The following is a 25,229-nucleotide window of genomic DNA, read 5'->3' as shown; positions in this document are numbered from 1 at the left end:
GTCGTTGGGGCGTAAAAAAGCCTGCAGCCCCTTTGTGGGAGGCTGCAGGCTGGTGTTTTCTGTATTTTTTGGAGGAGGCTTTACGCCGCCATCCTTACACTTCCCCTGCAGCCGTCCATCAGGAACGATAGGCCAACTACTAGGACCAGGTCGCCCTCGGCGGAACGTGCGGTGCCGGTAATGCCGTCCACCGACAAGGCGGTCATCGGCTTGATGACCAGGTCGGCGGTGCCATCCACGGCCGACACGGCCAGGATGTAAGGCTGCGGCGAGTTCACCACGATGCCCACGCGTTCCGAGCATGGCTCGTAGCCCAGCGCATCGGCCAGCGAACGTACCGGCAGCGGACGACCCTGGTCTTTCAGGACCGGCGCGCCGCCCACTTCCATGAAGGTTTCCGGCAGTTCGACCACGCGCTCGACCACCGCCATCGGCAGCGCCAGCAGCGCACCCGAGGTGGAGACCAGCATGGTCGGCACGATCGACAGCTCGATCGGCAGGCGGATGGCGAACTTGGTGCCCTTGCCCAGTGCCGATTCGATATGGATTGCGCCGCGGTTCTTTTCCACTGCGGTCTTCACCACGTCCATGCCGACGCCGCGGCCGGAGACCGAGGATGCCACTTCCTTGGTCGAGAAGCCCGGCAGGAATACCAGCTGGTAGCACTCGTCGTCGGTCAGGTTGGCGCTTGGCGAAATCAGGCCTTTCTCGCCGGCCTTGCGCTTCAGCGCTGCCGGGTCCATGCCCTTGCCGTCGTCCTGCAGCACGATCATGACCGAGTTGGCTTCCTGCCACGCCTTCAGGGAAATATAGGCTTTAGGCGGCTTGCCGATGGCCATGCGGGCCTCCGGCCCTTCCACGCCATGGTCCAGCGCATTGCGCAGCATGTGCACCAGCGGGTCGTACAGGCTGTCCACCACCACGCGGTCAACTTCGGTTTCCGCGCCTTCGATGGTCAGCTCGACTTCCTTGCCCAGGTCTTTCGCCAGTTCGCGCACCAGGCGCGGGAATTTCTGGAACAGGCGGCCGACCGGCTGCATGCGGGTCGCCAGGGTGGCGCGCTGCAGTTCGGTGGAATAGCGCGAAGCACGTTCCAGGGTTTCGGTCAGGGCCGACATCAGCGTCGCTGCCTGGCCTTCGAACTTGAATTGCTGCAGGCGCTCCAGCAGTACCGCGGCCTGGTTGGCAGCCTGCACGGATTCACCGGCCACTTCCAGCAGCGCGTCCAGCTTGACGGCATCGATACGGATCGATTCTTCCTTGGCCGGTGCGGAGACCGGCTTGGCTTCCGCGGCCGGGCGCTCTTTCGCCTCGGCGGCCGGTGCATGCACCGCCGCCGGAGTACCTTCGGCGGCAGCATGAGCCGCAGCCACGCCTTCGGCGCGCGCATCCACCGCGGGACGCACGTAAGTACCAGGCGGCACTACCGCTTCGTACATGCCTTCCCAGTCCAGGCCGTCGGCCGATGGCGCGGCGCCGGCAGCAGGTGGCGCTGCGGCGACCGGCGCCGCAGCCGGCGCTGGCGCGGCGGGCGCAGGCTTGGCCGCCGGCTTGCTGGAAGTCTTCTTGCCTTCGATGGCTTCCTTCAGGATCGCTTCCAGGTCGGCCGGCATCGGCGCCAGCGCGTCGGGCGCGGTACCGTTATTCAGTTCGGACAGCTGGTCGGCCACGAAGCCCGAGGCCTGCAGCGCCGCTTCAATCGACAGCGGGGTAACGGGCGCGGCGCCAGTGCGCAGGGCATCAAACAGGTTCTCGGTCAAATGGCATGCCGAGACCATGGCGCCCAGGTTCATGAAGCCGGCGCCACCCTTGATGGTGTGGAAGGAACGGAAAACCGCGTTCAGCGTTTCCTTGTTGTCGGGGTCACGTTCGAGGCGCAACAGGTGCTCTTCGACGTTGACGGCCAGGTCCATGGCCTCGACAACGAACTCCTTGAGCATATCATCCATTAGAACCCCAGGTCGGCAAGCAGGTCATCGACGCTGTCCTGATTCAGGGCTTCCGATGGAACGGATGGACCCGACATCAGCGACACCTCTTTCTGCGCAATCTTCTCGCGCACCTCAGCCGGCGCATTGTCTTTCAACAGCTGCGCCAATTCGGTTTCGACCTTCTTGGTAATGGCAACGACCTTCTTGATCAGCTGGCCGGTGATGTCCTGGAAGTCCTGGGCCATCATGATTTCCAGCAGGCGGGCTTTTTCCGCCTCCGTTGCTTGCGCTACCTTGGTGGCAAAGGCGCGCGAATCGCCCGCCAGCGCCTTGAAGTCCTCAATGCTCAGCTTGCCCGCAAACAGGTCCGCCCAGCGCTCTTCCATATCCTTGGCTTGCTTGGACAGCACCTCCTGTGCCGGCATGCCGTCGTCCAGGGTATTCAGCACCTTGTTGGCAGCCTGCTCGGTCAGCGAAGCGACGTATTCGAGGCGGTCTTGCGCGTCCACGATCTGGGTCGACGCTTCGGTCAGGGCCTTGTCGTAACCGAGTTCGCGCAGCGAATCGTGCAGCAGGCGCACGATGCCGCCCAGGCGCTCGAACATGCCTTCCGCATGCTCGCCGCCTTCTGCCGGCGCTTCGCCCGCTGCGGCAGGCGCTGGTGCCGGCGCCAGCGCTGCGGCCGGTGCCGGCGCTTTGCCCGAGGCGGCTACGGATTCAAACAGGCTTTCCAGGTCATCCGAATCGCCCGAATCGGATGCCGCAGCCGCCGGAGCAGCAGCTGGAGCCGGTGCAGGCGCATTCGCCCGTTGCGCAGATACTTCTTCAAATAATGCATCGAAATCATCAGCGGCGTCGGTCATAATTCCTGCTTCTCCATAATTTTCAAAGTTCCCGCTGCCGAAAAAAGTGTCACATTTGACGCTCGGCAATAAACAAGGCACTCACGCGAGTGTAACAGGGGCAGCCCACTCAATTCAATCTCTTAGGTGAAGCCAAATCGCCCTCCAAGTGTACTGTTGTATTTGCGGAGTGTGTGAAATTCCCGCCGCAAGCCCATGAAATAACGGGAATTTGCGCCATCTGCGATGTCCCCCTGACAGTTTCTTGATAATTATCAACTCTTTACAGCAGAACAATACTGATAAACGGGGCTACAATGAAGGCAGGAACTGGCTCTTTTAACGCTTAAAGGAGGCTGAGATATGTACCGGAAAATCCTGATAACGACGGACGGCTCGGCCGTTTCCAGCAAGACCGCCTGTGCCGGGGTCGAATTCGCCCAGCAGCTCGGCGCGGAAGTGCTGGCATTGTTCGTGGCGCCGGAATACCAGTACCCGATTTATGTGGAGATCATTCCGCCCAGCTACCCCAGCGAGGAGGAGTACCGGGCGGCAATGCAGCGCGCCGGCAATGAACATGTTCAGTCTATCCTTGAGTCCTGCGCCAGGAAGGGCGTACGGGCGGAGGGCATGACCGCCTTTGCCGAAAGCGCTGCAGTGAAGATCGTCGACGTCGCCAACCAGTGCGGCTGCGACCTGATCTTCATCGGCTCGCATGGCCGCAGCGGCTGGGGCCACCTGCTGCTGGGCAGCGTGACCAACAAAGTGCTGTCGCATACCAAGATCCCGGTGCTGGTGCACCGGCTGATCAAAGACCCGCGTCCGGCCTGAACGGCCTGGCGTTACGACGCGCTCCGGCCTGCCGGGCCGGAGCGCGAAGACAAATATTGCTAACTTTTTGAGGAACTATGATTCGAATTGTCATTGCCGACGACCACACCATCATGCGCGAAGGGCTCAAGCGCATTCTTGACGGGGCTCCCGACATCGACATCGTAGGCGAAGCCATCGACGGTTTCGAAGTCCTCAACCACATTCGCCAGGGCGGCTTCGACCTGTTGCTGCTCGACCTGTCCATGCCCGGGCGCAGCGGCGTCGACCTGATCCGCCAGATCCGCAGCGAATCGCCCAAGCTGGCCATCCTGATCCTCACCATGCATGAGGAGGAGCAGTACGCAGTGCGCGCCATCCGCGCCGGCGCCCAAGGCTACCTGACCAAGGAAAGCGCCGGCACCCAGCTGGTCGGCGCCATCCGCAAGGTCGCCTCCGGCCGTCCCTATATTTCCACTGAAGTGGCCGAGCAATTGGCGCTGAATATCATGCAGCCAGCCGAAACGCTGTTGCACAAACAGCTTTCCGACCGCGAATTCGAAGTGTTTACGCTGCTGGTGTCGGGAAAATCCATCACCGAAATCGCCAACGGGCTGCATTTGAGCGTGAAAACCGTCAGCACCCACAAGACCCGCATCATGCAAAAAATGGGCATGGCATCCCTCTCGGAAATGGTCCAGTACGCAGTAGCGCACAAGCTGCTGACGCCGTTCAAAGCATGATTGACAAGGTTGACTTTAGGATAATTCCTACATTACCCCTCTGCCCTCCTACGGGTATATTCAGCAACGACTGATATTTTTCCCACATTCACGTTGGCATACTGAAACCATTCCGTTTGGGAACCAGGAGATCAGCATGCTCTCAACGCAACCCGTGTCCCATGAGGCCGGCCGGCAGCGGCAAGGCCGTTTGTGGTCCAACCTGAAAGAAGTGTGCGAGCTGCTGCACTTGCCGCCGGTATCGCTCAATTCCGAAGAGCTGCTGTTCCAGCATGTGCAGTTCAAGACCGGCCAGCGCGTGCATACGATTGGCCAGCCGTTCGACATGCTGTACGTGGTCAACTCCGGTTTCATGAAAACGGTGCTGATTGACGAATTCGGCAACGAACAGGTGCTGGCCTTCCCGATGAAGGGCGACCTGATGGGCGTGGATGGCATCCATAGCAAGACCTACTCCTCGGAGGCGGTGGCGCTGTCGGACTGCGACCTGATCCTGCTGCCGTTCAAGAGGCTAGCCACGCTGGGCCGCACCCACGTGGAGCTGGAGAACCTGATGTACGGCGTGATGAGCCGCGAGCTGGTGCGCGAACAGGCCATGATCGGCATGCTCGGCGCCCTGAGCGCGGAGGCGCGGGTGGCGCGCTTCCTGGTCACGCTGTCGGAAAAGTTTTCGCAGATGGGGTATTCGAGCAAGCTGTTCAACTTGCGCATGACGCGCCACGAGATCGGCAGCTACCTCGGATTAACGCTGGAAACGGTCAGCCGCACGCTGTCAGCCTTCAATGAGATCGGGCTGATCAGCGTGGACCAGCGCACCATCGGCATCAAGGACGTCGACGCCCTGAAATCCCTGCGTCGCCTGCCGCCCTCGCGCACGCGCAGCAAGCTGCCGTCGCGCGCCAAAGCCGCCGCCGGCGAAACTGCCGTGCCGCTGCTGGCGACTTTGTAAAGAGTACTACTCACCCAGCTTTGGCCCGCTTCGGCGGGCCTCTTTTTTTCTCAATAATTTATTTGACAAGCATTGAGGACCTGCGCATAATGCAAATGCGAATCATTCTTATCTGAGGAAAAACAACAATGCAAACTTCTGCCACGATCGACGCCCCCAAACCCAAGGCTGCTGCCGTTCCCGCCGTGCAGCAGCCGCCCCAGCCCCTGCGCCGCTTTACCACCGCCGGCCTGATGGAAGACCAGCGCGAAATCGAAATTGAACATGCCGGCCGCATTTACCGCCTTCGCATCACGCAGTTGAACAAGCTGATCCTGACTGCCTGAGGCTTACCCTCCCCAATCGCCAGCCAGCCGTCACACCGGCAGCCAGCCACCCCTGAACTTTTGGAGTGAATATGGCTATCGACCGCAACGACCCGATCTTCACGCACAGCGCCGCTGCCCACCAGCCGGAACTGATGCTGTCCGCCGTGCTGCACCTGATGTCGCATTACACCGCCAATGCTGCCGACAATGGCGGCTGCGTCAAGCTGGCATCGGTCATCGAGCGCCACCTGAAAGCGCTGTCGGCGCTGCCTGAGCTGTCGCCGGTGCTGCGCGCCACCTGCCAACAGCTGTGCGAACAGTGGGCTGTCGTGGTCGAACAAGCCCGTCCTCCGCAGGAACGCGCCAGTTTCCTGGCGCGCCTGATCGGCCGCCCCCGCCCTGCCGCGCTACCCGCCTGAGGCCGGCCATGTGCGACAAGCACGATACCCTGGCCGCCAAGCCGGCAGCCGCCGAACCGGCGCGCCGCCGCCGCATCTGGAACCTGCCCCACACCTGCCATTGCCCGCTGGTTGGCGTCGGCCTGCCGCTCGGCGTGCTGCGCAAGATCGTCGCCAAGGCCGTGGGCGGCAAAGTGCTGGCCGACGACTACGAAGTGCACGTCGGCGCCGTCAGCGAATGCGGCAGCCGCAACCGTCTGTCGGAAGCCGTGCAGAAAGAACTGGAACGCCGCTACGCGGTAGTGATCCAGCGCTACCGCCCCGCCCGCGACGCCAAGGCGCTGGAAGCGCTATGGGAAGCCGCCGTCGCCAGCGGCGACGTACCAGGCCCGTTCTGGGCCGGCCTGAGCCACCCGCACTGCACGCTTGAACTACAGGAGCGCATGTGCCGCGACCTGCACATGATCCAGCACCAGGCCGGCGCCGCCACGCGCGCCGACATCAGCCGCCTGCAAGCGCTCGAGCAAACCAACGCCGCGCTGGAGCGTGAACTGGCGCGCCTGCAGCAACGCAGCGCCGCCTGGCAAGCCGAACGCCACGCCGAACAGGAAGCCCACGGCGCCGCCCTGATGCAGCTGCGTGCGCAACTGGTGGGACGCGACAGCGTGCTGGCCTCGCTGCGCCAGCAACTGGAAGAACTGCACGCCACCATTCCCGGCCTCGCCACGCGCGAACGCCTGGCGCGCCAGCTGGCCGACACCGAACAGCGGGTACACGAAGTACGCAGCGAAGCCGCCGCCGCCCGCGCCGAAGCCGCCGCGCTGGAACGCCAATTAAATGAAGCACGCGCTGCGCTGGCCGCAGCTACTGCGCAACCATCGCCCGCCATTGCGGCAGCCGCCACCGCCGCAACGGGCGGGCCGGCTGCCAGGGCGGGCACCACGACGCAACGTGTAACCCTGCACGGCCTGCTGGCCGAGCGCGTGCTATGCGTCGGCGGCCGCGCCGGCAACGTCGCCGGCTACCGCAGCGTGATCGAAGATGCCGGCGCCGAATTCCTGCACCACGACGGCGGCCTGGAAGACAATGTCGCCCGCCTGGAAACCAGCATGGCGGCAGCCGACCTGGTGATCTGCCAGACCGCCTGCATCAGTCACAGCGCCTACTGGCGCGTCAAAGACTTCTGCAAGCGCCACCAGAAGCGCTGCATCTTCGTCGACAACCCCAGCGTCACCACCCTCCAGCGCGAAATTCTGGGTCAGGTCTGACAATCGATCGTTTTCGCTGCGCGAAAACATCCGCTTGACAGACCTCGTATATTGAAACTGCACCTTTGGAGAAGGATATTAAGATTCTAGAGGTGGCGGGGCAAGGTCTCACCGAACAGAGTGGAAGCCATTGAGCTTGTGGGTCAGATAGGTGGCCTTGCCCACTTGTTCATCTGGACGCCGGACGGTATCTTAGGTCGCCCCTTGGGTAAGCCTGCATACGAGAAAGGTGGACGAGATGAATACGCCAGTCGTAGGAATTGATGTCAGTAAGCGTAAGTTGGACGTGGCTTTGCTGGTAGATGGCAAGGTTAAAGCCAAGGTGGTTTCAAATTCCCAGGAAGGATTCAACGAGCTGGAATCCTGGCTGATCAAGCAGAAGGTTTCTCTAACGGAAGCCCACGTCTGCCTGGAATCGACGGGGGTCTACAGCGAGCCTGTCGCCCTGTATTGTTCTGATAAAGGGATCAAAGTCAGCTTAGTAAATCCGAACTGCATCAAGAGTTTCGGCAGCAGTGAAAACATCCGCAACAAGAATGATCAAGTTGATGCTGGTTTAATTGCCCGCTACTGTGCAGCGATGGCACCGTCGTCGTGGGATGCGCCGTCGCGTGAGCAACGACAGCTGCGAGCCTGGGGCAACAGGCTGGGGGCGCTTCAAGACATGCGCCAGCAGGAGTTGAATCGGTTAGAGGTGCACGAAACAGCTAAACAGCATGATGTTGTGGCTCATGTCCTGGCGCATATCAAATGGCTCGATGCGCAAATTGCGCAAATAGTGCAGGACATCGATGATCACATCGACCGAAACCCCGGGCTTAAACAGGATGCGCAACTCATTGAAAGCATCCCCGGGCTAGGCCGCACAACGGCAGCAAAAGTATTGGCACACGTAGGCGACGTACGGCGCTTCGCAAATGCGAAAGCGCTCGCTGCATACATCGGCGTCACGCCCCGGCAGCGTCAATCTGGGACCTCAGTGCGTGGCCGAACAATGATGAGTCGTATGGGGAACAAACACCTGCGAGCCGCTTTATTCCTGCCAAGCCTCGTTGCCAAACGTTACAACCCCATCTTGAAGCAGTTTGGCCAACGTTTAGAGGCCAACGGCCTCTCCAAAATGGCCGTAGCCGGCGCAATCATGCGCAAGCTAGTGCATATGATTTACGGGGTAGTTAAGTCGGGCAAGCCCTTCGACCCGGAGTACCTGGGAAAAGGGCTTGCTATTGAAGACGGTATCTGACCCCGATAAAAAAACGCCCCGGCGCTAGCGCGCTCGGGGCGTTTCATTTCGACCCTGGGGCGATTAGAAGGAGTAATTGCCGTTCAGGTAGAAGGTGCGGCCCATTGGGTCTGCGTAGCGTGGGTCGAAGCCAACCTGGTGGCCCGACGAGTTACGCAGCGACAGCGGTGGGTTGCGGTCGGCCAGGTTCTTGATACCGGCGCGCAGGCTCAGCTGCTTGTTGACAGCCCACTTGCCTTGCCAGTCGAAGGTCAGGTGCGACGGCACGTGGATGCGCACATCTTCGGTGGCGTTGGTGCCCAGGTTCCACACGGTGGCCTTGGCATCGGTGTAGCCGTTGCGGTAGTTGGCGGTGATCGAATTGCTGAACGCGCCGGTTTCCAGGGTGTTGGTCCAACGTACAACGTGGCGGAACGACACGGCATTGTTGATGCCGAAGAAGTTCATGCTGTTGGTCCACTGGTCGCTGGTGCCTGGCTTGGTGTAGTCAGACTTGATCAGGTAGGTGCCAGCCAGGGTCGACGAGAAGCGGCCGAAGCTGAAGTTGTGGCGACCGGTCATGTCCCAGTCGATACCCTGGTTGTGGGTCTGGCCGATGTTGATCGACAGGCGCTGGAAGGCGTAGAAGGTCTTGCCGCTTGCAGGTTCGGTAAAGGTGGTGAACAGCTGCGGGTAGTCGTTGCCGTTGTGGTCAAACGCCAGCTGCTCGGAAACCGACGAAACGGCATCGCGAATCTTCACGTCCCACAGGTCGGCGCCAGCGGAGAACCAGTTAGCTGGCTCGACGCGGAAACCGATGGTGAACTGCTTCGACTTCTCAGGCTTCAGGTTCACGTTGCCACCCGACATGACCGGATATTGCTCCAGCGCGCCTGGTTTGCACAGGCCGCTGTTGCCTTGTACGTTCGGGCATGCATACTTGGAAGCGGTCACGCCTGCCGGCACCAGCGGCTGGCCGATGTTCAGCATGTCAGGCGCCTTGAAACCGGTACCGTAGGAAGCACGGACCACGGTGATGGAGTTCGGCTGCCAACGGGTGCTCACCTTGTAGGTAACCGCCGATTCCTTCTTGCCCATTTCGGTGCCGGTTACGCCATTGTCGATCGCGGTGTATGCGTCGTAACGCACAGCGCCGGTCACTTCAAAGGACTTCACCACTGGCACCAGCAACTCGGTGAACAGGCCGTAGGTCTTACGAGTCATGTCGTAAGTCGCTGGGCTGCTCAGGTTGTAGATCAGGCCGTTCTTGGCTGCATCGGTCGGGGTCTGCTCGTAGTGGTAGCGACGGACGTCACCACCCAGTGCGATCGAGCTGGAGCCGCCGCCCAGGCCCAGGTCGAACAGCTCGCGCGATGCACGGGCATCGATGCCGGTCATGGTGGTCGATGCGTTGCGGATAGCGCCACGGAAGGTCGAACCATCGATCAGCGCGCGGGTAGCGTCGCTTACCGGGCCCAGTGCTGCGAACGGATCGAAGGAACCGTTGGCAATCATGCTGCGGAACTCTTTGTTCAGCTGGTAGCCGCCAACGTAGCGCTCTTCGTACTTGTTGCGCGACCAGGTCAGGCCGCTGTTGAAGTTCCATGCGCCAATGTCGCCTTCCAGGCCGGTCACGAAGTGCTGGGTGTCGGTCACGGTCTGGCTGTCGCGGGTACCCCAGTCGAAGCTGCGGTAGTTCGCGTTCACCGGCGAGACGCCTGGCTTGGTCACAGCCAGGTTGGCTTGCTGGGCCGGGGTCAGGTAAGGCTGGACGTAGTTGGTGTAGAACGCCGAATTGACCGGCACTGCAACCGGCATCGCGTTCGGCGCGATACGTGCGGTCAGGTCGAAGCGGCCAATGACGGTTTCCGCGAACAGGTTGACGTTGTCGGTCAGCTTGAAGGTGGCGTTACCGAAGAAGGTGTCGCGCTTGCTTTGCGGGACGATTTCAACGGTCGAGCCGGAGTCGAAGCCGCAAGTCTGCTGGTTGGTCGGCACCACCACGTTCATTGGTGCGCACTTGCCGTTCTTCAGCAGGTATGGGTTGAAGGTGGTGTTGGTCTTGTCGTTGAAGTCAACGGTGACGTTGCCCGGCACAGCAGAAGTGCTGGTACGGTCCATGACGTAATTCTTGCCGTTGAAGCCGAACGGAATGAAGGAGGTCTTGGCGAAATCACGCTCGGTTGCACGCAGCTGGGTGCGCTCGTCGTGGCGGTAGGTACCCATCAGGGCCAGGCGGCCATCCAGCAGGTCGCTGCTGCCAAAAGTGATGGCGGCATCAGTCTGGCGGCCGGAGCTGCTCTGGAACGGCTGGGAGAAGTTGGCTTCCAGGTTCACGCCATTGAAGTTCTTCTTCATGATGAAGTTGATCACGCCGGCGATCGCGTCGGAACCGTACAGTGCGGATGCGCCGTCGGTCAGGATCTCAACGCGCTCGATCGCGCTCATCGGGATGGCGTTCAGGTTGACGGTCGAGCCGTCATTCTGCGGGGCGATGCGGCGGCCGTTCAGCAGCACCAGGGTGTAGCTTTCACCGATGTCGTGGATGGAAGCGGAGACGCGGCCACCGGAGTTGGAGCCGGCAGCGGTTGCTTCAACGGTGAAGCCTTGCATTGCTGGCAGGGCCTGGATCAGTTCGGCAACGGTGTTGGCGCCGGTTTTCTTGATCGTTTCGGCGGACAGGCGCTGCACTGGCAGTGCGCCCTCAACGGCGATACGCTTGATCGCGGAACCGGTAATTTCAACGCGCTGCATTGGCGCTTCTTGCGCGGCTGCGTTGCCGGCAGCGATCAGGGCCAGGGCGGACATCGCCAGGCGCACGGAACGCGCACCGATCTTTTCTTGGAATGCCATTTCTTTACTCCTTCGGGTTTCTGAAAACGTTCGAATGAGCAAAGTTTCTTTTTTGCATTTTGCTCACCGACCGCGGATTATGGGGGGAGCAAACCGGCAATTTAATGCCCTGCAATTACATTTCTGAAAGTTACAGGGAAAATTTGCAAGATTGTGAAAGAATCGGAATTTAATTTGCCAAAAAACTGAGCATTTGTCGCTTTTGAGCAACAAGACAACAAACTTATTCAATGCATATCGATTTTTGGCAACCAGAACTTGCTACCCAAGCCAAAGGTATGCTTGTAATAAATTGTATTTACTCTTGATTCAATTGTATCGATACTTGACTACAGGAAAAAAATAAACGCCCCGGCGCTGCTGCGCACGGGGCGTTTATTTTTGCTTGAGTGAAATGTTATCTAATACACATCCCGTCGGTAGCGGCCCTCAGCTGATATTGCCGCCATCGCTTCTTGCGGCAGGATTTCGCGCAAGGCACGATCGACGCCGGCAGCCATGCCCTCCAGGCTGCCGCACACGTAAATGGCAGCGCCCTGTTCCAGCCAGGAGCGAACGGTGTCGGCATGGCGCAGCAGCAGGTCCTGCACGTATTGCTTGCCATCGGGCCCGCGCGACCAGGCCAGGTCCAGGCGCGGCAGCAGGCCCGCGCGCTGCCAGCCCTCCAGCTCGGCGCGGTAAAACGCGTCATGCTCCGGGTCGCGCTCGCCAAACAACAGCCAGTTGCGGGCCTGGCCCGCCGCAGCGCGTGCTTTCAGGTGGCCGCGCAGGCCGGCAATGCCGCTGCCGTTGCCGATCAGGATCAACGGGCGCCCGGCATTGTCTTCCAGCCGGAAGCGGCGGTGCTGGCGCAAGCGCAGCCGCACCATGGCGCCCTCCTCGGCCTGCTGCGTGAGCCAGCCCGAGGCCAGGCCGTGGCTGCCGTCGCCGTGACGGTGCAGGCGCACCAGCAGGTGCACCCGGCCATCTGCCGGGATGGAGGCGATCGAGTATTCGCGCGGGCGCTGCGGGTCGGCCGGCGCCGCCACCTGCACCAGGTCGCCCGATTGCCATGCCGGCAGCGCCGTGCCGGCCATCGGTTCCAGTTCGAGGTGATAGATCGGCGCGCCTGCGCTGCCGGGGTTGAGTTTGCACCGCTGCACCAGGCGCCATTCGCCAAATTCCGGCGCATCCCAGTCCGGCGCATCGCTGGTGCCGGCCAAGTGGCTCAGTTGCTGGCGCCAGGCGGCGATGGCCGGTGCCGCGCTGCGGTCCACTTCAACGCGCGGGAACAGCGCCTGCGCGCCGCGCGCTGCCAGCCAGGCATCGAGCGTGCGGCCAAAGCCGCAAAAGCTGCTGTAGGCGCTGTCGCCCAGCGCCAGCACGGCGTAGTGCAACTGGCCCAGCGCCAGGTCGCTACGCGCCATCAGGCGCTGTGCAAAGCGTGCTGCCGCATCGGGCGGATCGCCTTCGCCGTAAGTCGAAGTCAGGAACAGCACGCGTTCGGCCGCCTGCAGCGTGGCCGCATCGAGTTCGTCGAACTCGCACAAATGGTTCGCAATGCCGGCCACGCGCAGGGTTTCACTGGTCTGGCGCGCCAGCAGTTCGGCGTTGCCGGTCTGGCTGGCATAGGCCACCAGCCATGGCGAGTCCCCCGCCGCCGCACGTGCGGCCTGCGTCGCGGCACGGGCGCGCCTTGCGCGCAGCCATGGCAGCAGGCATACCAGGCCATAGCCGGCAATCATGGCCGCTGTCAGGCCGAGCCGGGTTGGGTCGTTCGTCAGGATCATTCTTCTTCAAGCATGTTCTGGAAGCGGCTGCTGAGGATTTCGCGCAGCCCGTCCCCTTCGCGCAGCAGGAAGCGCGCGGCCAGGCCCTTGCGCTCGGCCAGCGCCAGCCCCTGCCCGGGCCCCAGCACCGTCAGCGCCGTGGACCAGGCATCGGCTGCCATCGCGCTTTCGTGCACCACTGTAACCGACGCCAGTGCATTGGCGACCGGCATGCCGCTGCGGGGATCGATGGTATGCGGGCGCCGCGCGGCATCCTGCATGAAATATTTGCGGTAGTCGCCCGAAGTGGCAACGGCCAGTCCATGCAGCGCAACGGCGACTTCGCCCGCGCGGCCTGCGCCCGGCGCCTGCGGTTCCTCCAGCGCCACCCACCAGGGCTGGCCGTCGGGTTTGAAACCGGCGCCGCGCAGTTCCCCGCCGGCTTCAACCAGGTAGTGGCGGCAGCCCTGGCCTTCCAGGTAGTGTGCCAGCTTGTCCACGCTGAAGCCCTTGGCGACGGCAGACAAGTCGAGCTGCACGCCGCCGGGCTGGAAGGCACGCTTGCGCGGAACGTCCAGTTCCACCACGCGCCCCGCCATGCCGGCGCGCACCGTCGCCACGTCGCGCGCGCTGGGCGGCACGAAGCCGGCTTCATCATGCCGGCCGGTTGGACCGAAGCCCCACAGGTTGACCAGCACGCCGGCGCAGGGATCGCAGGCGCCGCCCGTTTCGCGCGCCACATCGAGCGCGTACTTCAGGACTTCAAAAAAATCGGCTGGCAAGGCATGCCAGGTACAGGCGCCGGCGCGGTTGAAGCGGCCCAGGTCCGAAGCCGGCTCCCAATGGCTCATCTGCGCCACCACTTGCTCCAGTTGCTCCTGCAAACCGGCCTGCAGGCCGGCAGCCCGCAGCGGCACGCCGCCAGCCATGGCGCCCGGTGCGAGCGCCACCCTCGCCGACCATGTCGTGCCCATGCTGGCGCCGCCGAAATCGACGATGCCAGCCCCCGCCGGCGCTGGCTCGGCGGAGATGGTCGGTGGCAGCAATACCCGGCGCACCTGCTTACTGCGGCAGTACTTCCACCGTCGCTGCGTACGTCACGCGGCGTGGCGGCATCTGGCGCGGGCCCGCTTGCTGGCCCGGCTGCGGCGCAGCAGCTGCAGGCCAGCTGCTGGAAACCAGGTACATGCCCGCTTCAGGGATCTTGAACGCGATCTCGCCCTTGGCATCGGTCGACAAGCGGATCTCGCCCAGCGTGCCGCGATAACGCACGCCGCCAGGAATCAGGCTGAAGGCCTGGTTGGCGGCCGGTTTGCCGTCCAACAGGAACTTCCACTTCGCTTCCTCGCCCGCGCGCATATCGTTCGGGTGCGTCACCGGCACCAGTTCCAGGCCGACTCCGGTCGGCTTGAACACGGCTTCATCGGTTTTGATGGCGCTGACGAAGGTCTCCAGGCGGCTGGCCGTGCGCGATACATTCAGCTCTTCCGCATTGGCCGGTACATTAGCCGCCATTTCCGCCTCGTTGCCGCGCCAGCGCTTTACCTCGCCATTGACCTTCCAGCTGGCCATGACAGACTGGCCTACCAGCGCGATCTTGTAGGTGCCAGGCTTGGCCATTTTCACGTCAAAGGTCGAACGCAGGCGGCCGGTCAGCGCGTTCTGCATGTCGACTTTGGCGCCATCCGGGCCGGTGATGGCAATGCCGTCCAGCTTCAGCGGCACGTGGTCGATATCGAACAGGCCTTCCGAAATGGCGGCGTCCACGGTCACCCACGGCTCCTTGCCATCGACCAGCGACGACGACGGCAGCAGCCATGCCTTGTGCGCCTGGGCGCTGAAGGCAGCGCCGGCCAATGCCAGCGCGATCAGGGTTTTGCTCAGCTTCATGGCGGGTCCTTAAGGTTTGACTTGCACGGTTACGTCGCCCAGTTCTTCCTTGCCCTTGGCGGAGAAGGACTGCGCCGATTTCGGCGGCCACGCCAGCGGCACTTTCACCAGCTCGCGCCCCCCCGCTTCGCGCGCAGCTTCGACCACCAGCTGGTAATTGCCGGCCGGGAGCTTGTTCAGCGCATCTTTCGCCACCGGGAAGCCCAGCGAGACTTCGCCTGGCGCGCGGGTGGCGCCGCTCACGCCGTCCATCGGCATTTCCACGTCGCGGCCGGCTTTGCGCCACCATTGGCGCATATCCTTCAGCCACTTGGTGCCGGCATTGTCCTTCTTCTTCACGTCATACAGCACCGCCAGGTTGGCAACCACCTTCTGGTCCGCATTCTCCAGCCAGGCCGCCACGTAAGGGCGGTGGTATTCGGCCACGTTCAGTTGCGGGATATCGAATTTCAGCGTCAGGTCGGCCGCCATCGCGGACGCGCTCACCAGCGGCAAGCCGACGGCGATGGAATAACGAAGTTTCATACAGAAGTCCTTAGTGAATGTAGAGCAAAGCGATAACACATGGAATGACAACGCCGAGGCCCACCATCGGCCAGGTAAACGGCCGCTTGGCCGCATGGAATTTCAGGATCAGCAAGCCGGTAATGCAGAACACCAGGCAGGCCGCGGCAAAAATATCGATGAACCAGTTCCAGGCCGTGCCGGTATTGCGGCCCTTGTGCACGTCGTTAAGCCAGGAAATCCAGCCGCGGTCGGTGTTCTCGAATTCCGCCGCGCCGTCTTCCAGGCCGATGCGCACCCAGGCATCACCGCCCGCCTTCGGCAGCGGCAGGTAGACCTCGTCGGCCGACCATTCGGCTTCGCGCCCGCCGGCTTTGAGCGACCAGGTCTCGCGCAGCCAGCGCTCGCCCGCTTCCGGCAGCGGCGCTTTTTCGCCATCGTGCTTTTCGGCGAAGGCATGCAGCTCGCCCAGCAGTGTTCCGGGCGCCGTGGCCTGCTTGCGCACCACGGTCGGCTTGGCTTCGATCTGGCTGGCGTGGTTCAGCGTGATGCCGGTAATCGCGAACAGGAACATGCCGAGCAGGCACATGGCCGAACTGACCCAATGCCATTCGTGCAGGAGCTTGAGCCAAACAGCGCGTTTGGCCTGGCGATTTGCCTCTATTTCTGGACTGCTCAAGTGCTGACTTTCCATAAGTGAATACCAGATAATAATGCACCAGACTTGCTAATGCAATTGAGAATCGTTATCATTTACATTGCTTTACATACCCGTAACAGCCAGCCACCTCCAGTTTGACGGATGCAGCCAGCCGGAAGACATCAACTGCATCAAATCTGGAGAGAATTTTGACCATCCGTAGCCGTAAGCACACGCTGGCCGCCCAGCCGCTGCTGAACCAATCCCTGCTCGCCATGGCCGCCATCGGCCTGCCATTTTCGGTTCAGGCCCAGGCACAAGAAAAGACCATGGCCGAAGTCAAGGTCGAAGCCGCCGCCGACGTCGCCTACAAGGCCGACCGCGCGTCTTCGCCGAAGCTGACCGCACCGCTGGTGGATACGCCGCAGACCATTTCCGTGATCAGGAAGGAGCTGATCCAGGAACAAGGCGCCTCCTCCATCGTCGAGGCCCTGCGCAATACCCCGGGCATCACCCTGCAGCTGGGCGAGAACGGCAACACCAGCGCCGGCGATACTTTCCAGATGCGCGGCTTCGCCGCCCAGGGCAACGTCTTCGTCGACGGCATCCGCGACCTCGGCGCGGTCACCCGCGAAGCGTTCAACGTTGAGCAAATCGAAGTGGCCAAGGGCCCGGCAGGCGCCGATATCGGCCGCGGTGGCGCCGGCGGCTACATCAACCTGGTCTCCAAGCTGCCCACCCGCGAAGACGCCACCGGCGCCACCCTCAGCTTCACCCAGGGCGGCGTCAAGCGCCTGAGCGCCGACGTATCGCGCGCCTTCGGCAGCAGTGGTGCCATGCGTTTGAACGCGCTGGTCTCGGACGGCAGCATGAAAGGCAGCCGCGCCCTGGACCGCGAGAGCAAAGCCATCGCGCCATCGGTCGCCTGGGGCCTCGGCACGCCTACCCGCGTCTACCTGTTCTCGCAGCACATCCGCCAGGACAACGTGCCTGACGGCGGCATCCCGAGCGTCGGCGTGGAAGGCTTCTGGAACGACCTCAAGACCACCAGCAACAATGCTGCGCTGCTGGCCGCGCCGCGCGTCGACCGCAACAACTGGTACGGCCTGAACGGCGACTACGAGAAAGTCGATGCCGACATGATCACCGCCAGGATCGAACACGAGCTGGCGCCGAAAACCACCCTGACCAATACCACCCGCTACGGCAAGTCGAAGATGGACCGCATCCTGAGCGGCATCAACGCGATCAGCGCCAAAGGCACGAACTACGCCGACTGGAGCATCGCGCGCACGCGCCAGAGCGTCCTGCAGGACAACAAGATTCTGGCCAACACCACCAATGTCGTCAGCGAATTCACGCTGGGCGGCTTGCAGCACACCCTGTCGACCGGCCTGGAACTGCTGCATGAAGAACAGTTCACGCCGACGCGTGCCGGCCTGGGCACCATGGCCAACCCGGCGAACGGCTCCACCGCGGGTCCGCCAGCCAATCTGTACCATCCAAACCCGAATGACGCTCTGGTGAACTTCAAGCCCGCACTGAACGGTGTTTTCACCGATGGCAAGACCGACACCGTAGCAGCCTACCTGTTTGATACGGTCAAGCTGAACGAGCAATGGCAGGTGAATGGCGGCGCACGTTTCGAGCACTACTCCACCACCACCAGTGGCGCCGCCCTCGTCAGCAACGTGCTGACCCCGTCGCACGTCGAGAAATCGGACACGCTGGCCAGCTTCAAACTCGGCCTGCTGTACAAGCCTGCCGCGGATGGCAGCATCTACCTCGCCTTCGCCAACTCGAAAACGCCGCCAGGCAGCGCCAACTTCTCGCTGTCTTCGCAAACCTCGAACAGCATCAATAACTCCGCGCTCGACCCGCAAAAGACCACCAACGTGGAACTGGGTACCAAATGGGACGTGATCCAGAAGCAGCTGGCACTGACGGCAGCCCTGTACCGCACCGTCAACAAGAACGAGTTCCCGCAACTGGTCGACGCGGCAACCAACACCTACTCGCAACTGGGCAAGCGCGAAGTGCAGGGTATTGAACTGGGCGCGGTCGGCCAGATCAGCCGGAACTGGAGCGTGACCGCGGGCATCGCCACCATGGATACCGAAATCAAGGAAGGCCTGACCGGCAACGCAACCAGCGCACCAGGTGCGGCAAGCCGCTGGTCGCCGAAAGTCTCGGCCACCATGTGGACCACGTACAAGTTCGACGACAAACTGACCATCGGCGGCGGCGCACGCTACATGGGCAAGCAGGAACGCCTGGTCGATGCGAGCAAACTGGCAAGCGAAACCAATATGCCCTCGATTCCGCATTACACGGTGGTCGATGCCATGGCTTCGTACAAGCTGAACAAGAACGTGGCCCTGCAGCTGAACCTGTACAACGTGTTCGACAAGTTCTACGTCAACACGCTGAACAACAGCGGCGCACGCGCTACTCTCGGCGCACCGCGCTACGCGCAAGTGACCGCGAATTTCATGTTCTAAGGAAGTTGGCGTAATAAAAAGGCGGGCCAGTGCAGAACTGGCCCGCCTTTTCTATTCAAACGCCGGAACTTGCATCCGGCCCCGGCGCACCGCCTTCGGTGCCCAGCTCACTACCGCCCTGCCGCGAACCGCTTTCCGTAGCGCTTTGCCGGTTGCCGGGCAAAGGTCGGTCGGCGCGGCGGATCTGGCCTTCCGGAACCGCGGTGTTGGCGATCTCCGGATGCTCTGTATCGACCAGCACAAAGTTTTGCTGGTTCTCCGTGTCCTTACTGGGTTTGTCAGGCCTACCCATGCTGGCCTCCTTACTTTTATTGAAACTAATACTTGTCGCCACCTTGCTTGTTGCCCTGGTAGTCCTGCTGGTAGTCCTTGCCGACTTCCTGCTGGCCCTCGCTGGGCTGCTGTTCGCTGCGGCTGGCATTGCCGCGCGAACCGCTCTGGCGGTTACCATCGTTCTTGTGGCTCATGCTGCCGGCGCGGCGTGCTTCCTCGGAAGTGAACTCGTGCGCCGTGCCCTTCTGGTGGGCTGCGCGGCCGCCTTCGGAAGCAATTTCCCGCTGGCGCTGTGGGTCCATGGAGGCAAAGCCACGTGCACTTTGCTTGCTGCCGGCAGGACTATCCTGCCGGTTGCCGCGTTTGTCGCCTGGATTGTTCGAAGCCATGATTCGTCCCCCTGCTTGGTTCGGTGGAAAAGACCCCCGCCCCTTACCGTAGGCGCGGGAGAACTCATGTTAGTGCAAGCACTGTACAGGTAATATAGGACGTTCAGCGCGACAAATGTAGGATATCGCCTACCTTTTTTCAATCTGGAAAATCAATCCATCCGCAACCAGGTAGACTTTATCGCTGGCTTGCGGAATTAAAGAATGCCCGCCAGTAAAGGCGCCAAAGGCCGGCAGGATAGTCCGCGTAGTGCCAAGCAGAAAGCAAGGCAGGCGCAGCGACTCGCGCCCAGTGCGCAGGTGAAACACGGGATGCACATGGCCGGCGATGACGTAGCCTTCGCCAGCGACGTCGGGGTGGTGGCACAAGGCGAAAGGACCGCAGGCAAACGGTTCCTCGACCACGGCCACATCCAATAAGGTGGACGGGTCGCCCGCGTGCCAGTCATGGTTGCCGCGCACCAGCAGCAACTCCAGCTCCCGATGCCGCCCGCGCCAATCTAGCATGGCCTGCAATGTTGCCGTTGCCTGTGCCGCCTTCGAATGCAGGAAGTCGCCGAGAAAGACGAGACGCCGCGTGTCATAAGCAGTTACCAACGTTTCGAGCGATGCAAGGTTTTCACTGGTGGTCCCGCGCGGTACCGGCACGCCCAAAGCGCGGAAGCTGGCGGCCTTGCCGAAATGGATGTCGGCTACCATCAGGGTCCTGGCGGCGGGCCAGTACAAGGCCTTTTGCGGCAACAGCAGCACCTGCTCGCCCGCCAGTTCTGCTGCAACGGCATTCATGGGCCGGCCGCCTTTTCGAGTTCGCGCAACATACGGGCCACCCGGTCGGACAGCCTTTCCGTCGTCAGCTTTTCGCGGAAGCGTTCAACCATCAGTGCAAAGCCGAACGGCGTGGCGCGCGGCACCTGGTGGAAGCTGGCCCGGCGCCGCTGTAGATCATCCAGCGTGGCGCGCAGGCGCCCCAGTTCAAGCTCCTGTTCGAGCACCTCGCGCTGGGCTTGTGTCAGCAGCAGGTTGCCGGCATCGTGCTTGCGGAAGACTTCAAAGAACAAGGAAGAGGAAGCCTGCAGCTGCCGGTTGCTTTTCGGCTGCCCCGGATAGCCCTGGAAAATCAGGCCCGCGATGCGCGCAATTTCGCGAAAGCGGCGTTGCGACAGTTCGCTGGCATTCAGGCTCGCCAATACGTCCTCCAGCAACTGTTCGCTGCTGAAAGCATCGCCATCGACCAGCGCCTCGCGCCACGGCATCGCTTGCGGCGCCAGCAATTCAAAGCCGTAGTCGTTGACGGCAATCGAAAATGTGGCGGGCAGTGTGCGCGCAATACGGAAGGCCAGCAGGGAGGCCAGCCCGATGTGTACCGAACGTCCGGCAAAGGGATAGACGAACAGATGATGCCCTTCCCTGCTTTCCATGGCCTCGATCACAGTCGCGTCAGGCGTGGGCAGCGCCGACCAGCGCTGCTGGATTTCCAGCAGCGGCCGGATGGCCTGCATTTCCGGACCGTCGTAGCGCCCTTCAGTGGCACGCCGCAACTGCTCCAGCGCGGCACGGGCCAGTTCGGACGACAGCGGCATCTTGCCGCCCTGCCAGCGCGGCACCGCCCCCTTGGCGCCGGTGGCCCGGCGCACGAACGCTGTCATTTCATGCATGCGCACGAATTCGAGGATACGTCCGCCGAACAGGAAGTGGTCGCCCTTGGCCAGCCGCGCGATAAAGCCCTCCTCCACGCTGCCAAGCGCGGACCCATTCATATATTTCACCTGCACCGTCGCTTCCGAAACAATGGTGCCGATGCCCATGCGGTGGCGGCGCGCGATGGCAGCGTCGGGCACGCGGTAAATGCCTCCCTCGTCCGGCAGCACGCGGCGGTATTCGGGATAGGCCGACAGGCTTTGCCCGCCGCGCGCCACGAAGTCCAGCGCCCATTGCCATTCCTCCCCGCTTAGCGCGCGGTAGGACCATGCTGTGCGCACCTCGGCCAGCAGTTCCTCGCTGCGAAAGCCGCCTCCCACGGCCACCGTGACCAGGTGCTGCACCAGTACGTCCAGCGGTTTTTCCGGCGGCAGGCGTGGCTCAATGTGACGTTCGCGCACGCCTTCGATAGCGCCGGCGGCTTCCAGCAGCTCCAGGCTATGGGTTGGCACCAGCGTGATGCGCGACGTGCGGCCAGGCGCGTGTCCCGAACGGCCGGCGCGCTGCAGCAGGCGCGCAATGCCTTTCGCGCTGCCGATCTGCAGCACCCTTTCGACGGGCAGGAAGTCGACACCCAGGTCAAGGCTCGAGGTGCACACCACCGCTTTCAGCCTGCCCTGTTTCAGGCCCTGCTCGACCCATTCGCGTACTTCCTTGTCGAGCGAGCCATGGTGCAGGGCAATCAGGCCGGCCCACTCCGGCCGTGCCGCGAGCAGGTTCTGGTACCACAATTCCGCCTGGGAGCGGGTGTTGCAGAACACCAGGGTACTGGCGTGCCGGGCGATCTCGTTCGCCACCGGTTCCAGCATCTGGATGCCAAGGTGCCCGGCCCAGGGGAAGCGCGATGGATGCTCGGGCACCAGGGTATCGATCAGCAGCTCCTTGCGCAGATGGCCTTCGACAATCACGCCTTGCGGCGCCAGCACCTCGCGCGCCTGCTGCAGGTTGCCGAGGGTGGCCGAGAGGCCCCACACCACCAGCGCTGGCTGCCAGTTGCGCAGCCGGGCCAGCGCGAGCTGCGTTTGCACACCGCGCTTGTTTCCCATCAGCTCATGCCATTCGTCGACTACCAGCATGTCGAGATTCGCAAACAGCTCCTGCGCCTCAGGGCGGCTAAGCAGGACGGTGAGGCTTTCCGGGGTCGTCACCAGTGCGTGCGGCAGGATGCGCGCTTGCCTGGCTCGCGTTGCGCTGTCGGTGTCGCCGGTGCGGGATTCAATCTGCCAGCCTGGCTGCAAGTCGGCGGCCGAGGACTGCAATGCGCGCAAGGTGTCCGCAGCGAGTGCGCGCATGGGCGTGACCCAGAGCATGCGCAAGCCCGGCTTGCGGCTGGCTTTCGCACGCTGCAAGGCCGCGAGCCAGACAGCCAGTGTCTTGCCCGAGCCGGTCGTTGCGTGCAGCAGGCCGGATGCGCCGCGCCCGGCAGCATCCCATACCTCGCGCTGGAAGGGGAAAATTGACCAGCCGCGCGCCGCGAACCATGTTTCCACCGCCTCGCGCGAAGGTCCGGCAGGCGCGCCGGCGGCAAGCACCCGCACCCGCACCGGCGCCGGCGCCGGCCCGGCAGGCGGCTGGCGAGACGGCAAGGGGCGTGGCCGGGGGAAAGCCGGGCTCATGGCGGCGCCTGCACCAGCAAACCGCGCAAGGTATCGAGCGTATCGGCGTCTTCAACCGCCTTGTCATCGCGCCGCCGCAAAATGCGTGGAAAACGCACCGCGATCCCCGACTTGTGGCGCGGCGACAGTGCAATGCCTTCGAAGCCGATCTCGAATACCATGGTCGGCTTCACGCTGCGAACCGGCCCGAAACGCTCAATGGTGGTGCGGCGCACCGCATTATCCACCTGCGCTATCTCCGCATCGGTCAAGCCGGAATAGGCCTTGGCAAACGGTACCAGCTTGCGTTCGCCATCCGCGTCGCTATCCCACACCGCAAACGTGTAATCGGTGTACAGCGAAGCGCGCCTTCCATGCCCCGCTTGCGCATAGACCAGCACCGCATCAACGCTGAAGGGATCGATCTTCCACTTCCACCACGTACCCACGTCCTTGGTGCGCCCAACGCCGTACTGCGCGCCCCGCGCTTTAAGCATCATGCCCTCCACGCCGCGCGCGCGCGACTCGGTCCGGACCTGCGCCAGCTGCGCCCAGTCTTCCGCCAGCACCAGCGGCGACAGCCGCAGTTGCGGCTGTCCTGCCTGCCCTACCAATCGCTCCAGCAAGGCACGCCGCTCGTGTTGCGGCAACTGGCGGATGTCAACGCCATCCAGCTCGAGCAAATCATAGGCCACCAGCACCGCCGGTAACTCGGCCAGCAGTTTCGCGCCCAGCAGCTTGCGGCCAATGCGTTTTTGCAGTGCCGCGAACGGCGCGGGTGCATCGCCTTGTGGCCAGACCAGGATTTCGCCATCGATCACCGTTCCCTGCGGCAGGCGGATGGACACCAGCTCGGGGAAGCGCTCGGTAATCAAGTCTTCGCCGCGCGACCACAGGAAATTCAGCCCGGCCCGCGATACCAGCTGCGCACGCATGCCATCGTATTTCCACTCGACCTGCCAGTCGGCCAGCTCCCCCAGCGCGGCGGGATCGCCCTGTAAGGCGTGCGCCAGGAAAAACGGATACGGTTGCCCGCCGCGCTCCGCATGTTCAGTCGCCGAGGGCGCCGCAATCAATTGCAGGAAGCCTTGCGCCGTGGGCCGCACCCGGCCATCGGTCCAACCCATCAGGCGCTGCGCGACAAGCTTGCTGTCCACCGCTGCGATGGCACTGAGCGCACGCGTAACCAATAGGCGCGATACGCCGACACGGAAGCCGCCGCCAATCAATTTGACGAGGAGGAAGCGTTCGCGCGTCTCGAGTTCATCCCAATAGCGGAACAAGGCCGCCCGCACCTCGTCCGGAGCTGCGCCGCGCAAAGGGGCGATACGCTGTTCGATCCACTGCGCCAGGCCAACATCGCTTTCCCGCTTGGGCGCTGGCAGGATATGGGCGATCGTCTCCGCCAGGTCGCCGACCGCGTTGTAGCATTCATCGAACAGCCATTCGTCCAGTCCGGCATACGCCGTCGCATACTGGCGCAGCAGCTTGACCGGGACCGCCTGCCGCGGCTTGCCGCCGGCCAGGAAATAAACGGCCCATGCCGCATTTTCCGGCGCGGCCTTGCTGAAATAAGCCTGCAGTGCTTCCAGCTTGCGATTGGTGGACGTGGTTTCGTCCAGTTCCGCATACAGGCGCGCAAACTCACGCATCGCCCGCCTCCGCTGTCGCCCCTGCCGCCCCCGCCTCCTCGTCGCCGTATTCGGTATCGAAGGCCTTGGCATCGTAGCCGTTCTGGCACAGCCAGCGCACCATGACGGGAATCGAACCGTGCGTGACAATTACACGCTGCGCTCCTGTCGCACGGATTGCTTGCATCAGGCCGGGCCAGTCGGCATGGTCGGACAGGACGAAACCCCGGTCCACCGCCCGCCGCCGGCGCGCGCCGCGCAATTGCATCCAGCCGCTGGCAAAGGCGTCGCTCAAATCGCCGAAGCGCCGTATCCACGGAGATCCGGCAGCCGAGGGCGGCGCCAGTACCAGCGCCTGGCGCAGCGCGGCCTTGTCCACATCGCTCACCATGACGGTTGGCGGCAGCGCAACGCCTCCTTCGCGATAAATCCGGTTCAGCGGTTCCACCGCGCCATGGCAGACAATTGGGCCAATCGATGGATCGAGCCCGCTGAGGATGCGCTGCGCCTTGCCGAACGCGTAGCACAGCATGACGCTGCAGCGCTCCTCCTGCGCATTGCGGCGCCACCAGGCATTCATATCGTCGAAGATTGCCTGCTGCGGCTGCCAGCGGTAGATCGGCAGGCCGAAGGTCGACTCGGTGATGAAGCAGTGGCAGCGCACTGCTTCGAATGGCGTGCAGGTAGCATCGGGTTCCACTTTGTAGTCGCCGGAGGCAACCCACACCTCGCCCTGGTATTCCATGCGCACTTGTGCCGAGCCGAGGACATGCCCGGCCGGGTGCAGCGAAATACGCACGCCATTGTGCTCGAGCGCCTCGCCGTAAGCCATGGCCTGCACATTGATATCGCCAAGCCGGGCACGCAGTATGCCAGCCCCCGGCGCGGCGCACAGGTAATGCGCATGGCCGGGCCGTGCATGGTCGCCATGGCCGTGCGTGATCACAGCGCGTTCCACTGGCCGCCAGGGGTCGATGTAAAAGCCGCCGGGTACGCAGAAAAGGCCTTCCTTGCGTACCACTACCATGTCCGCCAT

22 protein-coding genes are annotated in these 25,229 nt (G+C 62.8%); 8 read left to right on the top strand and 14 right to left on the bottom strand.

What is annotated here, in order from left to right:
- Window positions 1–80: 80 nt before the first annotated feature.
- Together ASD07_RS14315 and ASD07_RS14310 are read right to left on the bottom strand one after the other, a co-directional pair.
- Window positions 81–1,949 (bottom strand): chemotaxis protein CheA, encoded by a 1,869-nt coding sequence (locus ASD07_RS14315; protein WP_055931181.1) that lies wholly within the window; start codon window positions 1,947–1,949, stop codon window positions 81–83.
- Window positions 1,949–2,794, bottom strand: coding sequence for a protein phosphatase CheZ (locus tag ASD07_RS14310; protein ID WP_055931178.1), 846 nt, complete (start codon window positions 2,792–2,794; stop codon window positions 1,949–1,951). The genes ASD07_RS14315 and ASD07_RS14310 overlap by 1 nt, the downstream gene beginning before the upstream one ends.
- Window positions 2,795–3,136: 342 nt before the next feature.
- Here ASD07_RS14310 and ASD07_RS14305 point away from each other — a divergent pair, with 342 nt between their 5' ends.
- The 7 genes from ASD07_RS14305 (at window position 3,137) to ASD07_RS14275 (ending at window position 8,492) form a co-directional block, all read left to right on the top strand.
- Window positions 3,137–3,604, top strand: a complete 468-nt coding sequence (locus tag ASD07_RS14305; protein WP_055931170.1) for a universal stress protein — start codon at window positions 3,137–3,139, stop codon at window positions 3,602–3,604.
- 77 nt (window positions 3,605–3,681) lie between these two features.
- Window positions 3,682–4,326 (top strand): response regulator transcription factor, encoded by a 645-nt coding sequence (locus tag ASD07_RS14300; protein ID WP_055931169.1) that lies wholly within the window; start codon window positions 3,682–3,684, stop codon window positions 4,324–4,326.
- Between the two features lie 136 nt (window positions 4,327–4,462).
- Complete coding sequence (locus ASD07_RS14295) at window positions 4,463–5,275, top strand: Crp/Fnr family transcriptional regulator (RefSeq protein ID WP_055931166.1); 813 nt, start codon at window positions 4,463–4,465, stop codon at window positions 5,273–5,275.
- A gap of 128 nt (window positions 5,276–5,403) precedes the next feature.
- The gene (gene hemP, locus ASD07_RS31425) at window positions 5,404–5,601 is read left to right on the top strand and encodes a hemin uptake protein HemP (protein WP_055931162.1); all 198 of its coding nucleotides are present in this window, start codon (window positions 5,404–5,406) and stop codon (window positions 5,599–5,601) included.
- 71 nt (window positions 5,602–5,672) lie between these two features.
- Window positions 5,673–6,002 carry a hypothetical protein gene (locus tag ASD07_RS14285; RefSeq protein ID WP_055931159.1) on the top strand — a complete coding sequence of 110 codons (330 nt, stop codon included), beginning with the start codon at window positions 5,673–5,675 and terminating at the stop codon, window positions 6,000–6,002.
- 8 nt (window positions 6,003–6,010) lie between these two features.
- Window positions 6,011–7,249 carry a DUF2325 domain-containing protein gene (locus ASD07_RS14280; protein ID WP_055931156.1) on the top strand — a complete coding sequence of 413 codons (1,239 nt, stop codon included), beginning with the start codon at window positions 6,011–6,013 and terminating at the stop codon, window positions 7,247–7,249.
- A 238-nt stretch (window positions 7,250–7,487) separates the two neighbouring features.
- Window positions 7,488–8,492 carry an IS110 family transposase gene (locus ASD07_RS14275; RefSeq protein WP_055931153.1) on the top strand — a complete coding sequence of 335 codons (1,005 nt, stop codon included), beginning with the start codon at window positions 7,488–7,490 and terminating at the stop codon, window positions 8,490–8,492.
- A gap of 63 nt (window positions 8,493–8,555) precedes the next feature.
- Here ASD07_RS14275 and ASD07_RS14270 read toward each other — a convergent pair whose 3' ends face one another.
- The 6 genes from ASD07_RS14270 to ASD07_RS14245 form a co-directional block, all read right to left on the bottom strand.
- Window positions 8,556–11,324, bottom strand: a complete 2,769-nt coding sequence (locus ASD07_RS14270; protein WP_055931150.1) for a TonB-dependent receptor — start codon at window positions 11,322–11,324, stop codon at window positions 8,556–8,558.
- A 401-nt stretch (window positions 11,325–11,725) separates the two neighbouring features.
- The gene (locus tag ASD07_RS14265) at window positions 11,726–13,093 is read right to left on the bottom strand and encodes a sulfite reductase subunit alpha (protein ID WP_055931147.1); all 1,368 of its coding nucleotides are present in this window, start codon (window positions 13,091–13,093) and stop codon (window positions 11,726–11,728) included.
- A complete protein-coding gene (locus ASD07_RS14260) occupies window positions 13,090–14,130 on the bottom strand; it encodes an FAD:protein FMN transferase (protein ID WP_055931146.1) in 1,041 nt (346 codons plus the stop codon). Before ASD07_RS14260 ends, ASD07_RS14265 begins: the two co-directional genes overlap by 4 nt.
- Window positions 14,131–14,134: 4 nt before the next feature.
- Window positions 14,135–14,962, bottom strand: a complete 828-nt coding sequence (locus tag ASD07_RS14255; protein WP_055931142.1) for a DUF4198 domain-containing protein — start codon at window positions 14,960–14,962, stop codon at window positions 14,135–14,137.
- Between the two features lie 9 nt (window positions 14,963–14,971).
- Entirely contained in the window at window positions 14,972–15,487 is a 516-nt protein-coding gene (locus tag ASD07_RS14250) for a DUF2271 domain-containing protein (RefSeq protein ID WP_055931139.1), read from the bottom strand.
- 10 nt (window positions 15,488–15,497) lie between these two features.
- The gene (locus ASD07_RS14245; protein WP_055931136.1) at window positions 15,498–16,145 is read right to left on the bottom strand and encodes a PepSY-associated TM helix domain-containing protein; all 648 of its coding nucleotides are present in this window, start codon (window positions 16,143–16,145) and stop codon (window positions 15,498–15,500) included.
- Window positions 16,146–16,315: 170 nt separating this feature from the next.
- Here ASD07_RS14245 and ASD07_RS14240 point away from each other — a divergent pair, with 170 nt between their 5' ends.
- On the top strand, window positions 16,316–18,607 hold the full coding sequence (locus ASD07_RS14240; RefSeq protein ID WP_200953796.1) for a catecholate siderophore receptor Fiu: 2,292 nt from the start codon (window positions 16,316–16,318) through the stop codon (window positions 18,605–18,607).
- A gap of 55 nt (window positions 18,608–18,662) precedes the next feature.
- On the opposite strand, the gene ASD07_RS14235 is transcribed toward ASD07_RS14240, so the two are convergent.
- The 6 genes from ASD07_RS14235 to ASD07_RS14210 form a co-directional block, all read right to left on the bottom strand.
- Window positions 18,663–18,899 carry a hypothetical protein gene (locus ASD07_RS14235; protein WP_055931132.1) on the bottom strand — a complete coding sequence of 79 codons (237 nt, stop codon included), beginning with the start codon at window positions 18,897–18,899 and terminating at the stop codon, window positions 18,663–18,665.
- 25 nt (window positions 18,900–18,924) lie between these two features.
- Window positions 18,925–19,269: a KGG domain-containing protein gene (locus tag ASD07_RS14230; protein WP_055931129.1), complete on the bottom strand. Its 345-nt coding sequence runs from the start codon at window positions 19,267–19,269 to the stop codon at window positions 18,925–18,927.
- A gap of 129 nt (window positions 19,270–19,398) precedes the next feature.
- On the bottom strand, window positions 19,399–20,055 hold the full coding sequence (gene pdeM / locus ASD07_RS14225) for a ligase-associated DNA damage response endonuclease PdeM (protein ID WP_055931126.1): 657 nt from the start codon (window positions 20,053–20,055) through the stop codon (window positions 19,399–19,401).
- Window positions 20,052–22,583 (bottom strand): ligase-associated DNA damage response DEXH box helicase, encoded by a 2,532-nt coding sequence (locus ASD07_RS14220; RefSeq protein ID WP_082507310.1) that lies wholly within the window; start codon window positions 22,581–22,583, stop codon window positions 20,052–20,054. Before ASD07_RS14220 ends, pdeM begins: the two co-directional genes overlap by 4 nt.
- Window positions 22,580–24,214: an ATP-dependent DNA ligase gene (locus ASD07_RS14215; RefSeq protein WP_055931123.1), complete on the bottom strand. Its 1,635-nt coding sequence runs from the start codon at window positions 24,212–24,214 to the stop codon at window positions 22,580–22,582. The genes ASD07_RS14220 and ASD07_RS14215 overlap by 4 nt, the downstream gene beginning before the upstream one ends.
- Window positions 24,207–25,229 carry a ligase-associated DNA damage response exonuclease gene (locus ASD07_RS14210; RefSeq protein ID WP_055931119.1) on the bottom strand — a complete coding sequence of 341 codons (1,023 nt, stop codon included), beginning with the start codon at window positions 25,227–25,229 and terminating at the stop codon, window positions 24,207–24,209. Before ASD07_RS14210 ends, ASD07_RS14215 begins: the two co-directional genes overlap by 8 nt.

Source organism: Duganella sp. Root336D2 (assembly GCF_001425005.1).
Lineage (GTDB): Bacteria > Pseudomonadota > Gammaproteobacteria > Burkholderiales > Burkholderiaceae_D > Rugamonas.
This window is presented reverse-complemented; position numbering and strand designations above follow the sequence as displayed.

Excerpts from the sequence above, each read along its gene's own strand:
- ASD07_RS14315 (WP_055931181.1), bottom strand. The coding sequence starts at position 1,949 with ATGGATGATATGCTCAAGGAGTTCGTTGTCGAGGCCATGGACCTGGCC.
- ASD07_RS14310 (WP_055931178.1), bottom strand. The coding sequence starts at position 2,794 with ATGACCGACGCCGCTGATGATTTCGATGCATTATTTGAAGAAGTATCT.
- ASD07_RS14305 (WP_055931170.1), top strand. The coding sequence starts at position 3,137 with ATGTACCGGAAAATCCTGATAACGACGGACGGCTCGGCCGTTTCCAGC.
- ASD07_RS14300 (WP_055931169.1), top strand. The coding sequence starts at position 3,682 with ATGATTCGAATTGTCATTGCCGACGACCACACCATCATGCGCGAAGGG.
- ASD07_RS14295 (WP_055931166.1), top strand. The coding sequence starts at position 4,463 with ATGCTCTCAACGCAACCCGTGTCCCATGAGGCCGGCCGGCAGCGGCAA.
- hemP (WP_055931162.1), top strand. The coding sequence starts at position 5,404 with ATGCAAACTTCTGCCACGATCGACGCCCCCAAACCCAAGGCTGCTGCC.
- ASD07_RS14285 (WP_055931159.1), top strand. The coding sequence starts at position 5,673 with ATGGCTATCGACCGCAACGACCCGATCTTCACGCACAGCGCCGCTGCC.
- ASD07_RS14280 (WP_055931156.1), top strand. The coding sequence starts at position 6,011 with ATGTGCGACAAGCACGATACCCTGGCCGCCAAGCCGGCAGCCGCCGAA.
- ASD07_RS14275 (WP_055931153.1), top strand. The coding sequence starts at position 7,488 with ATGAATACGCCAGTCGTAGGAATTGATGTCAGTAAGCGTAAGTTGGAC.
- ASD07_RS14270 (WP_055931150.1), bottom strand. The coding sequence starts at position 11,324 with ATGGCATTCCAAGAAAAGATCGGTGCGCGTTCCGTGCGCCTGGCGATG.
- ASD07_RS14265 (WP_055931147.1), bottom strand. The coding sequence starts at position 13,093 with ATGATCCTGACGAACGACCCAACCCGGCTCGGCCTGACAGCGGCCATG.
- ASD07_RS14255 (WP_055931142.1), bottom strand. The coding sequence starts at position 14,962 with ATGAAGCTGAGCAAAACCCTGATCGCGCTGGCATTGGCCGGCGCTGCC.
- ASD07_RS14250 (WP_055931139.1), bottom strand. The coding sequence starts at position 15,487 with ATGAAACTTCGTTATTCCATCGCCGTCGGCTTGCCGCTGGTGAGCGCG.
- ASD07_RS14235 (WP_055931132.1), bottom strand. The coding sequence starts at position 18,899 with ATGGGTAGGCCTGACAAACCCAGTAAGGACACGGAGAACCAGCAAAAC.
- ASD07_RS14230 (WP_055931129.1), bottom strand. The coding sequence starts at position 19,269 with ATGGCTTCGAACAATCCAGGCGACAAACGCGGCAACCGGCAGGATAGT.
- pdeM (WP_055931126.1), bottom strand. The coding sequence starts at position 20,055 with ATGAATGCCGTTGCAGCAGAACTGGCGGGCGAGCAGGTGCTGCTGTTG.
- ASD07_RS14220 (WP_082507310.1), bottom strand. The coding sequence starts at position 22,583 with ATGAGCCCGGCTTTCCCCCGGCCACGCCCCTTGCCGTCTCGCCAGCCG.
- ASD07_RS14215 (WP_055931123.1), bottom strand. The coding sequence starts at position 24,214 with ATGCGTGAGTTTGCGCGCCTGTATGCGGAACTGGACGAAACCACGTCC.
- ASD07_RS14210 (WP_055931119.1), bottom strand. The coding sequence starts at position 25,229 with ATGGCGGACATGGTAGTGGTACGCAAGGAAGGCCTTTTCTGCGTACCC.